The sequence below is a fragment of the Arthrobacter sp. 10T44 genome, assembly GCF_056393885.1.
Window position 1 is genome coordinate 81802 of sequence record NZ_JBFTGT010000002.1, and the last position, 13772, is coordinate 95573.

Annotated in this window: 15 protein-coding genes, 1 tRNA gene, 1 other RNA gene and 1 pseudogene; 10 read left to right on the forward strand and 8 right to left on the reverse strand. The window is 66.3% G+C overall.

What is annotated here, in order from left to right; all coding sequences use genetic code 11:
• Window positions 1-61: 61 nt before the first annotated feature.
• Both AC1DBL_RS04870 and AC1DBL_RS04875 read left to right on the forward strand, forming a co-directional pair.
• Window positions 62-137, forward strand: a tRNA-Val gene (locus AC1DBL_RS04870).
• A gap of 503 nt (window positions 138-640) precedes the next feature.
• Window positions 641-928, forward strand: a pseudogene (locus AC1DBL_RS04875) (hypothetical protein); the annotation flags it as partial.
• A gap of 249 nt (window positions 929-1177) precedes the next feature.
• Here AC1DBL_RS04875 and AC1DBL_RS04880 read toward each other — a convergent pair.
• Entirely contained in the window at window positions 1178-1906 is a 729-nt protein-coding gene (locus tag AC1DBL_RS04880) for a FadR/GntR family transcriptional regulator (protein WP_476908681.1), read from the reverse strand.
• Between the two features lie 226 nt (window positions 1907-2132).
• Here AC1DBL_RS04880 and gndA point away from each other — a divergent pair, with 226 nt between their 5' ends.
• A complete protein-coding gene (gene gndA, locus AC1DBL_RS04885; RefSeq protein ID WP_476925583.1) occupies window positions 2133-3569 on the forward strand; it encodes an NADP-dependent phosphogluconate dehydrogenase in 1437 nt (478 codons plus the stop codon).
• A gap of 75 nt (window positions 3570-3644) precedes the next feature.
• Here the strand turns inward: gndA and epsC are convergent, their stop codons facing one another.
• The 3 genes from epsC to msrA form a co-directional block, all read right to left on the reverse strand.
• Window positions 3645-4229 (reverse strand): serine O-acetyltransferase EpsC, encoded by a 585-nt coding sequence (gene epsC / locus AC1DBL_RS04890; protein ID WP_138769044.1) that lies wholly within the window; start codon window positions 4227-4229, stop codon window positions 3645-3647.
• Window positions 4230-4266: 37 nt separating this feature from the next.
• The gene (gene cysK / locus AC1DBL_RS04895; protein WP_441417528.1) at window positions 4267-5202 is read right to left on the reverse strand and encodes a cysteine synthase A; all 936 of its coding nucleotides are present in this window, start codon (window positions 5200-5202) and stop codon (window positions 4267-4269) included.
• A 66-nt stretch (window positions 5203-5268) separates the two neighbouring features.
• Complete coding sequence (gene msrA, locus AC1DBL_RS04900) at window positions 5269-5793, reverse strand: peptide-methionine (S)-S-oxide reductase MsrA (RefSeq protein ID WP_476925584.1); 525 nt, start codon at window positions 5791-5793, stop codon at window positions 5269-5271.
• Window positions 5794-5904: 111 nt separating this feature from the next.
• Between msrA and AC1DBL_RS04905 the strand changes: the two genes are divergently transcribed.
• The gene (locus AC1DBL_RS04905; protein ID WP_476925585.1) at window positions 5905-6798 is read left to right on the forward strand and encodes a Nif3-like dinuclear metal center hexameric protein; all 894 of its coding nucleotides are present in this window, start codon (window positions 5905-5907) and stop codon (window positions 6796-6798) included.
• A gap of 123 nt (window positions 6799-6921) precedes the next feature.
• On the forward strand, window positions 6922-7659 hold the full coding sequence (locus AC1DBL_RS04910) for a zinc ribbon domain-containing protein (RefSeq protein WP_441417531.1): 738 nt from the start codon (window positions 6922-6924) through the stop codon (window positions 7657-7659).
• Window positions 7660-7718: 59 nt separating this feature from the next.
• Here AC1DBL_RS04910 and AC1DBL_RS04915 read toward each other — a convergent pair whose 3' ends face one another.
• The 3 genes from AC1DBL_RS04915 to AC1DBL_RS04925 are packed head-to-tail and all read right to left on the reverse strand — an operon-like array spanning window position 7719 to window position 9616.
• Window positions 7719-8483, reverse strand: coding sequence for a YaaA family protein (locus tag AC1DBL_RS04915; protein WP_476892363.1), 765 nt, complete (start codon window positions 8481-8483; stop codon window positions 7719-7721).
• A 55-nt stretch (window positions 8484-8538) separates the two neighbouring features.
• Window positions 8539-8736: a hypothetical protein gene (locus tag AC1DBL_RS04920; protein ID WP_476892364.1), complete on the reverse strand. Its 198-nt coding sequence runs from the start codon at window positions 8734-8736 to the stop codon at window positions 8539-8541.
• 4 nt (window positions 8737-8740) lie between these two features.
• Window positions 8741-9616 carry a slipin family protein gene (locus tag AC1DBL_RS04925; RefSeq protein ID WP_476925586.1) on the reverse strand — a complete coding sequence of 292 codons (876 nt, stop codon included), beginning with the start codon at window positions 9614-9616 and terminating at the stop codon, window positions 8741-8743.
• 111 nt (window positions 9617-9727) lie between these two features.
• Between AC1DBL_RS04925 and rnpB the strand changes: the two genes are divergently transcribed.
• Window positions 9728-10121: RNase P RNA component class A (gene rnpB / locus AC1DBL_RS04930), an RNA gene on the forward strand.
• 69 nt (window positions 10122-10190) lie between these two features.
• On the opposite strand, the gene AC1DBL_RS04935 is transcribed toward rnpB, so the two are convergent.
• Window positions 10191-10343, reverse strand: a complete 153-nt coding sequence (locus AC1DBL_RS04935) for a hypothetical protein (RefSeq protein WP_175320881.1) — start codon at window positions 10341-10343, stop codon at window positions 10191-10193.
• Window positions 10344-10626: 283 nt separating this feature from the next.
• On the opposite strand from AC1DBL_RS04935, the gene AC1DBL_RS04940 reads away from it, so the two are divergent.
• The 4 genes from AC1DBL_RS04940 to AC1DBL_RS04955 all read left to right on the forward strand — a co-directional run bounded on the left by AC1DBL_RS04940 (window position 10627) and on the right by AC1DBL_RS04955 (window position 13758).
• A complete protein-coding gene (locus AC1DBL_RS04940; protein WP_441417535.1) occupies window positions 10627-12120 on the forward strand; it encodes a glyceraldehyde-3-phosphate dehydrogenase in 1494 nt (497 codons plus the stop codon).
• Window positions 12121-12185: 65 nt separating this feature from the next.
• Complete coding sequence (locus AC1DBL_RS04945) at window positions 12186-12395, forward strand: hypothetical protein (RefSeq protein WP_175320883.1); 210 nt, start codon at window positions 12186-12188, stop codon at window positions 12393-12395.
• A 150-nt stretch (window positions 12396-12545) separates the two neighbouring features.
• Complete coding sequence (locus tag AC1DBL_RS04950; RefSeq protein WP_441417536.1) at window positions 12546-13343, forward strand: HNH endonuclease family protein; 798 nt, start codon at window positions 12546-12548, stop codon at window positions 13341-13343.
• Between the two features lie 127 nt (window positions 13344-13470).
• Complete coding sequence (locus AC1DBL_RS04955; protein ID WP_441417537.1) at window positions 13471-13758, forward strand: hypothetical protein; 288 nt, start codon at window positions 13471-13473, stop codon at window positions 13756-13758.
• The last annotated feature ends 14 nt before the right edge of the window (window positions 13759-13772 follow it).

Genomic DNA, 13772 nt, shown 5'->3' on the forward strand with positions numbered 1-13772 from the left:
GCCGTTTCGGGTAGAGTCATTGTTCGTTGGTGGACGCACTGAAGTGCGGAAACAGCATCTTGGGTCTTTAGCTCAGCTGGTAGAGCGCCACGTTTACACCGTGGATGTCATCGGTTCGATCCCGGTAGGACCCACCAAGGAAAACCCCGTCGCGGCAGGCCTAAACGCCCGCCGCGGCGGGGTTTTTTGCTCTCCATGTGCTGTGTCCTGCACTATTCCCGCGCCTAAAAGTAGCCGGAACTATCTGTGTGCTCACATATCGGTTGGCAACGCGCGGGCGCTACGCTGCTGGCCCCGAGGGCCACTGCTCGCCGCGGGGGTCGGCAGGGGGCGCCCCGGCCGAGCAGGGAGTGGGGGATTCCGAACCGATAATAAGCTAAGTGATATTGTTATCTTACTTATTTGGGGGGCGACTTGTTAGGTTTACGTTCTTTTTTTGCCAGGTTTTGGGCTACAAAATGCCGGCTATGCGGGATTCCTGTTCCGGATTCCCGGGTCCCTTACTGCAAGGAGCAGCACCAGACGGAGTTCGAATCCGCAAACGCCTGGTAGTGGAGCGCGGCCCCGCTGCCCATGCGCTGTCGGCCATCCAAGTCCGGACTGCACCAAAATGTCGGTGCCTGTCCGTACCGTCACCGGCATGGAACATGTGATCGTAAAAACCGGCCCTGACGGACATCCGCGGGCCGTGGTCCGCGGTGGCCGCGAATGGGTGGTTGGCGCGGAACCCGTGCGGTGGTTTGAGCGCGTGAGCTGGTGGGAGGCCGAGCGCCGGATGCCGAAGGGACTGAGCCGGGTCGATGTCGAGGTGTGGCAGGTCCAGGCCAGGCTGGGCCGGAACAGCGGATCGGCCCTAACTACGATGGAAATCATCCGGGACGGCCTCGGCGGAGGCTGGCGGCTCCGGGACGCGGTGGCGGACGCCGCCGGACCAGCGCTCACCCGCGGCAAAAGCTTCCGCGCAATGGAAAAGCCTGAGGGCAATGGAAAAGCCTCCGGGCAATGGAAAAGCCTTCCACCGCGACTATTGGGGGATGCCGCGGTGGAAGGCTTGTTAGAAATATACCGTGAATGCGTCCAAATGTGAAACGCCTAGCGGTTGAATTTGACCATCGACGGGACTAATCCGGGCCCCGCGACTGTCTATCGGAAGCCGTGCCGCTGCCGTGCGGGCGGACTAGCGGGGCTGGACCGGGACGAAGACGCGGGGCTGGTCCTTCCAGCTGGGTTCCATGTCCGCGATTGTCTCGCGCATGATCTTGTTGGAGGCCTCGCGGGCGGCCACGCCGTCGCCGGCCGCAATCGCCTCCGCCACGTCCACGTGCCACTGCAGCGCGGAGGCCCTCGGATGGTCCGGCATCAGACCGTGGACGGTGCGGCCGGTCAGCGTCTCGGCCACCTGGCCCACCATGTTGGCGAACATCTCGTTGCCGGAACCGGTCAACAGCAGGGAATGGAACTGGATGTCCAGCTCGAGGAACCGAGGCACGTCGCCGGCCACGCCCGCCTCCCGCATGGCGTGGGAGATTTCCACCAGCCGGCTGCGGAGTTCATCCGGGGCGTTGCCGGCCGCCAGTTCGGCGGCCACCGGCTCCACCGCGGTGCGCAGCTCGGCCAGGGAGCGCAGCTGGGCGCCGCGGCCCTCGCCGGCCAGGCGCCAGCGGATCACGAGCGGATCGAAGGGATTCCAGCGGCTGGCGGGGAGCACCCGGATGCCGACACGTTTGATGGTCTCGACCAGCCCCAGGGACTGCAGCACGCGCACCGCCTCGCGGACCACCGAGCGGGAGACCTTCAGCTCATCCTCGAGGTGCTCGGCCAGCATGACATGGCCGGCGGGGAGCTCGCCGGCGACGATGCGGGCTCCCAGATGCTCGATGGCGCGGTGATGCAGGCTGGTCGACATAGTCGTAAGCATAGTGGCGCAGGCCGCAATCCCGGGGCTACAGGCGCAGTGGCCGCCGAAAATCATAGACTGTTTGTGACGCGCCGTATTCCGCCACGTGGGCGCTGCTTTCCTGCAGTCAGCGGAAATACATATGGTTTATTGACAGCCACTGATCCCAAGAAGCGTGTTCCGCAGCAACTGCGGGACGAACTGCACTCGATGCACAGAATGAATTGGAGTTTTGATGTCAGCACACATCGGTGTCACCGGCCTTGCGGTGATGGGGGCCAACCTGGCCCGGAACCTGGCCCGTAACGGCTTCACCGTTGCCCTGCACAACCGTTCCGTGGAGAAAACCGACGCGCTCCTCGAAAAGCACGGCCAGGACGGCGACTTCGTCCGCACCGAAACGCTGCAGGAACTCGTTGACTCGCTGGAGAAGCCGCGCCGCGTGCTGATCATGGTCAAGGCCGGCAAGCCGGTGGACTCCGTGATCGAACAGCTCGAGCCGCTGCTGGAGGCCGGCGACATCATCATCGATGCCGGCAACTCGCACTACGAGGACACCCGCCGCCGCGAGGCCGCCCTCGCGAAGAAGGACCTCCACTTCGTCGGCATCGGCGTCTCCGGCGGCGAGGAAGGCGCGCTCAACGGCCCCTCGATCATGCCCGGCGGCTCCAAGGAGTCCTACGAGGCGCTCGGCCCGCTGCTGGAAAAGATCGCAGCCCACGTCGACGGCCAGCCCTGCTGCGCCTGGATCGGCACCGACGGCGCCGGCCACATCGTCAAGATGGTGCACAACGGCATCGAATACGCCGACATGCAGGTCATAGGCGAGGCCTTCGACCTGCTGCGCTCCGGCGCGGGCATTGAGCCGGCCGAGCAGGCAAAGATTTTCGCCGAATGGAACAAGGGCGAGCTCGCTTCCTTCCTGATCGAAATCTCCGCCGAAGTCCTCGGCCACGTCGATGCCAAGACCGGCAAGCCGTTCGTCGACGTCGTGGTGGATGCCGCCGGCCAGAAGGGCACCGGCCGCTGGACGGTCATCTCCGCCCTTGAACTGGGTTCCCCGACTTCCGGCATCGCCGAATCGGTCTTCGCCCGCGCGTTGTCCTCGCAGGCGGAGCAGCGCAAGCTGGCCCAGGAACTGCTGGCCGGCGGCGAGGCCGCCGTCGAGGTCCCCGAGACTTTCGTCGAGGACGTCCGGCAGGCACTGTACGCCTCCAAGCTGGTCTCCTACGCGCAGGGCCTGGACATGCTCACCTCCGCCGCCAAGGAATACGGTTGGGACCTCAAGCTGGACGAGATCGCCTCGCTGTGGCGCGGCGGCTGCATCATCCGCGCAGAGCTGCTGAAGGAGATCACCAAGGCCTACGCCGCGGACGAGAAGCCGGCGAACCTGCTGTTCGCGCCGGCCTTCACCAAGGCGATCGCCGAGGTCCTCCCGGCCTGGCGGCGCGTGGTGGCCACCGCGGTGCAGCTGGGCATCCCGGTGCCGGTGTTCTCCTCCTCGCTGGCGTACTACGACGGCCTGCGGCGCAAGCGCCTCCCGGCCGCCGTGATCCAGGGCCAGCGCGACCTCTTCGGTGCACACACCTACGGCCGCATCGACACCGAGGGCACCTTCCACACCCTCTGGGGCGAGGACAAGTCCGAGATCTCGGCAGTGGACACGCACTAATCCAGACCGGTTAATCGACAGCGGCCGGCGGCCCCGTTTTGGGGCCGCCGGCCGCTGTCTTTATGACTGCGTGCCTTAGATGCGGTACTCGATCAGGTACTCGGCCGGGTCGACGGCGGGTTTGGTTTCGCGCTGGGCGTCGCGGTGCCGCCAGGTGGCGGGCACTCCGGTCAGGATCGATTCGGCCGGGGCGTCCTTGACTACGACGGCGTTGGCGCCGATGGCGCTGTCCCGGCCGATCGTGATGGGGCCCAAGACCTTGGCTCCGGCGCCGATGACGACGCGGTCCTCGATGGTGGGGTGCCGCTTGATCTTTGCGAGCGAACGGCCGCCGAGCGTGACACCGTGGTAGATCATGACATCCTCGCCGATCTCGGCGGTTTCGCCGATCACAACGCCCATGCCATGGTCGATGAAGAAGCGGCGGCCGATCGTGGCGCCGGGGTGGATCTCGATGCCGGTCAGGAAGCGGGCCAGCTGGGAGATCAGCCGCGCAGGGAAGCGCAGCGAAGGGTTCTGCCAGAGCCGGTGCGTCAGGCGGTGCGCCCAGATCGCGTGCAGGCCGGAGTAGGCAAAGAAGTTTTCGAAAGAACCGCGCGCCGCCGGGTCGTGGGACCGGGCGGCGTCGAGGTCTTCCTTCAGTCTTGCGAAGAAGCTCACAAAGACCTTTCTACGAAATCTTGGGACAGGGCTGGGCTTAGCCGCGGATGTCGTCGTACAGCACGGTGGAGATGTAGCGCTCCCCGAAGTCGCAGACAATGGCAACAATCAGCTTACCGGCGTTCTCCGGGCGCTTCGCGAGCTCCAGGGCCGCCCAGACGATCGCGCCGGAGGAGATGCCGCCGAGGATGCCTTCCTTGACGCCCAGCTCGCGGGCCACGCGGACCGAGTCCTCCAGGGTGGCGTCAATGACCTCGTCATAGACGTTGGTGTCCAGGATTTCCGGCACGAAGTTGGCGCCGAGGCCCTGAATCTTGTGCGGGCCCGGGGCGCCGCCGTTGAGGATGGGGGAGTCCTTGGGCTCGACGGCGATGATCTGCACGTCGGGCTTGCGCTCCTTGAGTACCTGGCCGACACCGGTGACGGTTCCGCCGGTGCCGACGCCGGCGACGAAGATGTCCACCTTGCCGTCGGTGTCCGACCAGATTTCCTCGGCGGTGGTGCGGCGGTGCACCTCGGGGTTGGCCTCGTTGGCGAACTGCTGCGCCCAGATGGAGTTCTCCGTGTTGGCGACGATCTCCTGGGCCTTCTCCACGGCTCCGCGCATGCCCTCGGAACCGGGGGTCAGCACAATTTCTGCGCCGTAGGCGCGGAGCATGACGCGGCGTTCGGTGGACATGGTCTCGGGCATGGTGAGGATGACCTTGTAGCCGCGGGCGGCGCCGACCATGGCCAGGGCGATGCCCGTGTTGCCGGAGGTTCCCTCGACGATGGTCCCGCCGGGCTTGAGTGCACCGGACTTCTCCGCGGCGTCGATGATGGCGACGCCGATCCGGTCCTTGACGCTGTTGGCCGGGTTGTAGAACTCCAGCTTGACCGCCACCGTGGCGTCCAGGCCTTCGCTCAGCCGGTTGAGGCGGACCAGCGGGGTGCCGCCGACCAGCTGGGTAACATCGTCATAGATCCGTGCCATGGGTAGGTGTGCCTATCTGTGAGGAGGAATTCTAAGGTCAGCGTAACGAGGGCGCTCAGGCCCTAGCTAAGCATTAAGCCATGCAGAGTAATATATCCTGGCCTTCGCCAGCTTCGGGTTGATGATCACCTGGCAGTAGCCCTGTTCGGGGTACTTCGCGTAGTAGTCCTGGTGGAAATCCTCCGCCACGTGGAAGACCGGCAGGCGGCTCACCTCGGTGACGATCGGGTCCGACCACAGCTCCTGGTTCCGGCCGATCGCTTCCTCGAAAAGGATCTTCTCCTCGGTGGTCTCGTAGAACATCGAGGACCGGTACTGGGTGCCGACGTCGTAACCCTGCCGGTTCAGCGTCGTGGGATCGTGCAGGGCGAAGAACATGTCCAGGATGACCTCGGCCGGGATCACCTCCTCGTCGAAGGTCACCGCCACCACCTCGGCATGGCCGGTGGTGCCGGAGCACACGCTGTAGTAGTCGGGGTTGCGGTCGTGGCCTCCGGTGTAGCCGGAGACGACCGAGCTGACACCCTTGGTCTTTTGATAGACGGCGTCGAGGCACCAGAAGCAGCCCCCGCCGAGGACGAAAGTTCTCATGTCCTGTTCAATGGACGAAGGGCCCGGATCATTCCCGAACCCGGCATTCCGCCAGCATCCGGGACTCCCGGCAGGGGTGGCTGGCACCGCGGATAGGGTAAAAATGAGGTTATGGAACCTGAGAACACCGACGTTTCAGCGCAGCCCGACGAAGCTACCCGCCCCGGCGAGGCCGCCACGCTGGGCATGATCCTGCTGGCCGTCGAGGAGCTCTGGCCCGAATCGCTGGCGGAGGAGTGGGACGAGGTAGGCCTGGTGGCCGGGCACCCGTCCGCCGAGGTGAGCAGGATTCTCTTCGCCGTGGACCCCACCCTCGAAGTCATCGAGGAAGCCGTCGCCTGGGGCGCCGAACTGCTCATTACGCACCATCCTCTGCTGCTCAAGGGCGTCACCTCCGTTGCCGCCAACACCCCCAAGGGCAAGGCGGTGCACCGGCTGATCGAGTCAGGGACCGCACTGCTGACAGTGCACACCAACGGTGATTCCGCCGTCGGAGGCGTCTCCGACGTACTGGCCGACGCGCTGGGCCTGCAGGACGTGGTGCCGCTGACGCCCGCCGCGAACGGCCTTCCGGAGGAAGGGATCGGCCGGGTCGGGGACCTCGCCGACGTGCAGACGCTGGGGGACTTCGCCGCGCGGGTCTTCGGCATCCTTCCCTCCGTGGCCGGCGGCGTCCGTGTTTCCGGCGACCGGGACGGCCTGGTGCGACGTGTGGCCCTGTGCGGCGGCGCGGGCGACTCGCTGTTCAACGAGGTCCGCGCGAGCAACGCCGACGTCTACCTGACCGCGGACCTGCGCCACCATCCGGCGTCGGAGGCCCGCGAGGCTGCCGTCAATGACCGGCCGTACCTGATCGACGTCTCGCACTTTGCGAGCGAGTGGCTGTGGCTGCCGGCGGCCGCCGAGGCCTTGGGGAATGTGCTGACCGACCAGGGCCACGACATTGAGATCCGGGTCAGCAGCACCAACAGCGACCCCTGGGACTTCATTCTGACTCCGGGCTAAGCCTGGCGTGCGAGGGGCCCCGGGTGAGCGTAGCGAGGCCGGGGAGCACGCTAGGCGCTAGAGTCTAGGGAGCGCCGGTACGGTGCCCGGCTCCGGCCGGTAAGTGAACAAGCGGAGGAAATAGTGGCCAAGGCAGCACCGGCGGAACAGTTGAAGTTGCTCGAATTGCAGGGACTCGATGCCAGGCTCAAGTCCCTGTCCAACCGCCGCCGCAGCCTTGAAAGCGACTCCCGGATCACCGACCTGGAGGCTGCCCTCAGTGTGGCCAACGGAGAACTCGGGACCGCGAAGGTGGCGGTGCACGACGCCGAACTGGAACTCAAGCGCGCCGAGGCCGACGTCGAGCAGGTCGCCTCCCGGATCGAACGCGACGAGGCCAGGCTCAACAGCGGCACCGGGCTGTCCAAGGACCTCGTGGCCCTGCAGCGCGACATCGCGTCCCTGAACAAACGCCGCTCGGATCTTGAGGACGTTGAACTCGAGGTCCTGGAGCGGCTGGATTCGCTGCGCCTGCGCCAGGCCAGCCAGCAGCAGATCGTTGACGATATCCAGGGTTCCTTTGGCACCATCCGCGCCGAACTGGACGAACAGCTCGCCGAAGTGGCCGCGGAGATGACCGTGGTGCGCGGCCAGCGCGCCGAGTTCGCCGAGGGACTGGACGCGGGAATGCTCGCCGTCTACGAGAAGACGCTCGCCAAGCGCGGCGTCGGCGCGGCCCGGCTCTTCCACGGCACCTCCGAAGGATCCGGCATGCAGCTGAGCCCCGGTGACCTCGCCGAGATCAAGGCCGCAGCCGAGGACGACATCGTCTTCTGCCCGGATTCCGGGTGCATCCTGGTCCGCTCCGCCGAGTGGGCCTAGCCCCCAAGTGACTCGCAGTTGTTGTCGTTTAGAGGCGTCTAAACGACAACAACTGCCAGCTAGTTGGGCAGGATGAGGTTGAGGGTGTGCGGCTTCCGGGCCGTGCCCTGGACCAGCTCCGCGGACCATTTCTCGGCGGCGGCCTTGTGCAGCTGCGCCGGGGTCTGCGGGGTCTTGCCGCGGCGGGCCAGCAGGTGCCGGGCAAGCTCCCCGCGGGTGTGCTTGGCGAAGTGGCTTACCACCTTTCGGACGCCGTTGACCTCCGTGAAGACGTTCACCGCCACGGTCCGCTCGGGCGGGGGAGCCCAGGCCGCGGCGTAGGTGCTGGAGCGGCAGTCGACCAGCAGCTCGCCGTCCGTTGCGGCGGCCAGGGCCTCAGTCAGCTGCGGCTTCCAGAACGAGGCCAGCCGTCCGACGTCGGGCAGGGACGTGCCCATCGATAGCCGGTACGCCGGCACCCGGTCCGCAAACCGGATCGCGCCCCAGAGCGCGGAGATCACCAGCACGTTTGCGTCCGCCTTCTTCCGCTGCGCCGGAGTCAGCGAGCGGTAGTCCAGGGCGTCGTAGAGGACGCCGGAATACACCTGGTGGGCGGGCGCGGCAGGCTCGGCGTGCAAGCGGGTGTTGCGTTCGACGTCGGCCTTCAGCGAGGCGCCGACGCCCAGCAGCGCCAGGGCGTCCTCGTGCGCGCTGACGGTGCCGAGCGCCTCGAGCACCTTTGCGCGGTAGGCGTTGAGGCCGGGGAAGCTGAGCGAAGCCGCGTCGACGGCGTCACCGCCGGTCGCGGGGGTCTTGCCTTCGGAGGGCGGCAGCAGAATTAGCACCGTACGATCCTACCGGCGGCCAGGCGGCTGCAGCCGCGCGCGGCCCGGCGTCGGGCTAGCGCCGGTGTCCGGTGTTGTCGAGGCCCACGAAATTCGACTGGCCGACTGTCTTGGCCCGCTGGATGTCCCGCCGTGCCCGCTCGGATTCCGGGTCGCTGCCCAGCCGCGCGTGCTTCCGGCGGGTCAGGATGTCACGCACGACGGTCGCGACGACCAGCAGTCCGGCGCCGACGGCAAGGAGCAACAGTTCCATGAGGTCAGGCTACCTTCGTTGGCGCCGCCGGGACAGGGGGAGGCGCCGTGGCCGCCACGGGGGTGGGGCCGGCGGCCTGGGCCGGCGCCGCTACCGCTGCCTGGGCGGCCTTGGTCTCCCGGGCCAGGAACGCGGACAGCTCGCCGATGGTGCTCATCAGCGGCGCCGGGAAGACCACGGTGGAGTTCTTGTCCACCGCAATCTCGACGAGGGACTGCAGGTTCCGCAGCTGCAGGGCCAGCGGATGCGCCATCATCATGTCAGAAGCCTCACCGAGCGCCGCCGCCGCGATCGACTCGCCCTCGGCGGCAATGATCTTGGCCCACTTCTCCCGCTCGGCCTCCGCCTGCCGGGCCATGGCGCGCTTCATGCTTTCGGGAAGCTGGATGTCCTTCAGCTCCACGAGCGTGACTTCGACGCCCCACTCCAGGGTGAGTGCGTCCAGGATTTCGCGGATGTCGCTGTTGATGTGTTCCGTTTCGGACAGGGTCTGGTCCAGGCTGTGCCGGCCGACCACCTTGCGGAGCGTCGTCTGGGCGATCTGGTTGATCGCGGCAGCCACATTTTCGATCGCCACCACCGACTTCACGGCGTCGATCACCCGGTAGTAGGCCACCGCGGAGATATCCACGCTGACGTTGTCCTGGGTGATGATGCCCTGCGACTGGATCGGCATGGTCACGATCCGCAGGCTGACCAGCTGCAGCCGGTCGATCACCGGGATGATAAAGCGCAGCCCGGGCATCCGGACTCCGATCACCCGGCCCAGCCGGAACAGCACGCCCTGCTCATACTGGCGCACAATCCGGATCGAGGCCCGGGCCAGGATGAGCACGAGCGCGGCGATGATCAGCCAAATGACGACGGCGGTGAAATCCATCCGAATCGCTTCCTTGCCTGGCGGGGTTGCTGCTTTCATTCTCCCACCGGCAGGCCCAAAAGGCGCCGGTGCGGTGAGCCTGCGGGGGCAGCCCGTAGAATGAGAACCGGATGGGTTGACCAGGCGGCCGCGCGTCACGCAAGTGGCTCGAGGAACGTCCGGGCTCCGCAGGGCAGGGTGGTGGGTAACGCCCACTCGGGGTAACCCGCAGGCCAGTGCCACAGAGAATAGACCGCCTGCCCCAGGGCCGTGTCCGCACGGTCGGGGGAGCAGGTAAGGGTGAAACGGTGGTGTAAGAGACCACCAGCTTCCCGGGTGACCGGGAAGGCTAGGTAAACCCCACCCGGAGCAAGGCCAGACAGGACACGTTTGAGGGCTGCCCGCCCGAGTGTCCGGGTAGGCCGCTGGAGGGCGTCGGCAACGGCGTCCGTAGATGGATGGCCGCTACTCCCGCGCCGGCAACAGCGCGGGAACACAGAACCCGGCGTATCGGTCAACCCATCCAACCAAACGAAAAGGACCGGCACCGTGTGGTGCCGGTCCTTGCCGTTTGGATCGAGGTGTAGGTTTCGGATCAGGCCTTGGCCTTCCGCTTCACCCAGCCCCACGCCGCCGTGGCGACGAACAGGACCAGGCCGATGACGGCCAGCCAAAGCAGGCCCTTCACGACGAAGCCCAGGATCGAAAGAATGAGCCAGATGACAAGTAGTGCAACTATGAGTCCCATCTGGACATCCTACGTCAAGGGCTGCGTGACGCGGCGGACCCCGCTCGTGTGAGTGATTTCACGCCGCCTCCGGCCCCCTGGACCGGCGCCCCGCTCTAGAATGGATAGCGAACGTAGATGTTCTGCCACCGGGTCTGCGTTCGCCGCCGGTGGCTTTTTCTTTGCGCTCCATGCAGGCGCCCGGGGTGGACCGAATCCCCGCCGCGTCCAGGTTCCGGAGATCCGCCGGCAGCCGACTTCCGCATACGAGGACGTATGTGGTGGATTTTAGGAAGGTAGTTCTGTGAGCCAGACGTCAGATTCTTGTCTTGATACGTGGATGGGCCGGGAGGCGCTCGCCGAGGCCATGATTCCGGTGATCGGCCGGCTGTACCGCGAAAACAACGTGGTGACGTCCATCCACGGCCGGAGCCTGATCAATAAGTCCACCATGAACATCCTCAAGGCGCACCGTTTTGCCCGCCGGATGAGCAAGGAAGAGCTGCGCCTCGAAGAGACCGCGCCCCTGCTCGACGCCCTCACCAAGCTGGACCTCGGCGCGGCAGCCATCGACATTGCCCGCCTGACCGAAAAGTACCGCGTAGAAGGCAACGGCATCAGCCTGGACGACTTCCTGCGCGAGGAGCTGGCCGAAGTGGTCGGCAAGCGCGGCGGCGACGACCGCACCAGCACCGACGTCGTCCTCTACGGCTTTGGCCGCATCGGCCGGCTCCTGGCCCGCCTCCTGATCGAGAAGGCCGGCGGCGGGCACGGCCTGCGGCTGCGCGCGATCGTGGTGCGCCGCGGGTCGGACAACGACCTCACCAAGCGCGCCAGCCTGCTGCGCCGCGACTCGGTGCACGGGTCCTTCGAAGGCACCATCAAGGTGGACCTCGAGAACGACACCATCACTGCCAACGGCGTCCAGATCCAGGTCATCTACTCGGACAACCCGGCCACGGTGGACTACACCGCCTACGGCATCCACGATGCACTGGTGGTCGACAACACCGGCCGCTGGCGCGACGCCGAGGGCCTCTCCCAGCACCTGCAGAGCAAGGGCGTTTCCCGCGTTCTGCTCACCGCCCCGGGCAAGGGCGAGCTGAAAAACATCGTGCACGGCATCAACCACGCCACCATCACGGATTCGGACAAGATTGTTTCGGCGGCGTCCTGCACCACCAACGCCATCACGCCGGTACTAAAGGCGATCAACGACCGCTACGGCGTCGTGCACGGCCACGTAGAGACGGTCCACTCCTTCACCAACGACCAGAACCTGATCGACAACTTCCACAAGGGTGACCGCCGCGGCCGCTCCGCCGCGCTGAACATGGTCATCACTGAGACCGGTGCCGCCAAGGCTGTCGCCAAGGCCCTGCCCGAGCTCCTGGGCAAACTGACCGGCAGCTCCATCCGCGTTCCCACCCCGGATGTCTCCCTGGCCATCCTGAACCTGAGCCTGGAAAACGGCACCACCAAGGATGAGGTCAACGACTACCTGCGCGAGATGTCGCTGCACTCGGAGCTGCGCAAGCAGGTCGACTACATCGATTCGCCGGAGGTTGTCTCCACCGACTTCGTCGGCTCCCGCCGCGCCGGCATCGTCGATGGCCTCGCCACCATCAGCAACGAGAAGAACCTTGTCCTCTACGTCTGGTACGACAACGAATTCGGTTACAGCTGCCAGGTGGTCCGTGTGATGGAGGAAATGGCCGGCGTGAACCCGCCGTCGTTCCCGGCCAAGGACGCGGCCGCGACCCTCGAAGCTGCCGGGCTGCCGGTCGAGGTCGGGTAGCCCCACTTTGGACCTTCCCGGCCGGTTCGCTGGAATCGGCCGGGAAAGGGAACCACAATGGAGCCATGGAACAGAACTCGGCTGTGGAGCACGAAACCACCCTGGAACATGCCCTCGACGTAGCCCGGCGGAACGCCAAGGAAGCCAAGCGCCTCCTCGACGACGCCCGAGCCAAACGCGAGGCCGGCGAGATCGACGACGCGCGGGTCAGCCAGTTGGAAGCGCTGCTGAATCTCGCCGAGGAGGACCTCCGCCGGGTCACCAAGGAACAGTGACCGCTCGGCACTGACCAGCCGGCGGCCGTCCGGCCGCCAGCCCCGGGGCATAGCCTGTCCTGTCCTGCACACTGTGGACAACCGGGCCGCTGTCGGTGCCCCGGCCTAGGCTGATGAGGTGCAGCAGCCCCATCCCTCCCCGGAACTTCCGTGACCGTCACCTGGCGCGACTTCAGGCGCGCCCGGCGCCGGTCGCGCCAGGCCTGGGCATTGCTGGGCGCCACGATGCTGGCGTTGCTGGCTGGCCTCGGCTGGTTCTTCACCGCCGGCCAATTTGCGATCGCAGAGCCGAGGGTGGCGGGGCCCACCGAGGCTCCCGTGCTGGCGGCGGGTTGGATGAAACCGGTCGCGCCGGTTCGGGCCGTGCCGTCCGGTCTCGCCGTGGACCTCCTGTCGGTGCTGCCGGTCAAGGGCCGCGCAGCCAGCGGCAACTACAACCGCAGTGCCTTTGGCCAGGCGTGGCTCGACGTCGACCGTAACGGCTGTGACACCCGCAACGACATCCTCCGCCGAGACCTGGCCGGCGCCATGTTCACCGAAGGCTCCCGCTGCCGGGTCGGATCCGGGACCTTCCAGGAGCCCTACACCGGGCGGACCATCGCCTTCCAGCGCGGTGCGGCGTCCAGCAAAGCCGTGCAGATCGACCACGTCGTGGCGCTGGGGGACGCCTGGCAAAAGGGGGCCCAGCAGCTGAGTCCGCTGCAGCGCCAGCACCTCGCCAACGATCCGCTGAACCTCATTGCCGTGGACGGGCAGGCCAACCAGGACAAGAGCGCGTCCGACGCCGCCACCTGGCTGCCGCCGAACAAGGCGTTCCGCTGCCACTACGTCGCCCGGCAAATCTCGGTGAAGGCCGCCTACGGGCTGTGGGTAACGCCGGCCGAAAAGGACGCGATGAAACGGGTTCTCGGTGCCTGCCCGGGGCAGCAGACCATCGTGCCGCGCTGATGTCCGGGCTGATTCGCGCTGCTGTCTGCGCTGTTGGGAGCGGAACGATTCCCGGCTCATTGACACCCGACACTGCCAGGTCTAGGACTGGAATCGTCAGCTACGGCCCACCACTCGAGGAGTAGAAATGGCCTACGGAGTTGTGCACTTTTTTCCGGGAGGAACCAAGGAACAGTACGAGGCGTCCATTGCCGCGGTTCATCCCGGCGAAGGCCGCTTGCCGGAGGGGCAGGTCTTTCATGCCGGCGGCGCATCGGCCGGTGGATGGACAATCATGGCGGTCCACGATTCCCAGGAGAGCTGGGAGAAATTCCGTGACGGCATCCTGATGCCCAAAATGCAGGCCGGCATCGAGGGCGGCTTCACATCCCCGCCGGAAGAGACCGTCATTGAGCTTTACAAGGTGATGCCTTAGGACACAGGCCGTCC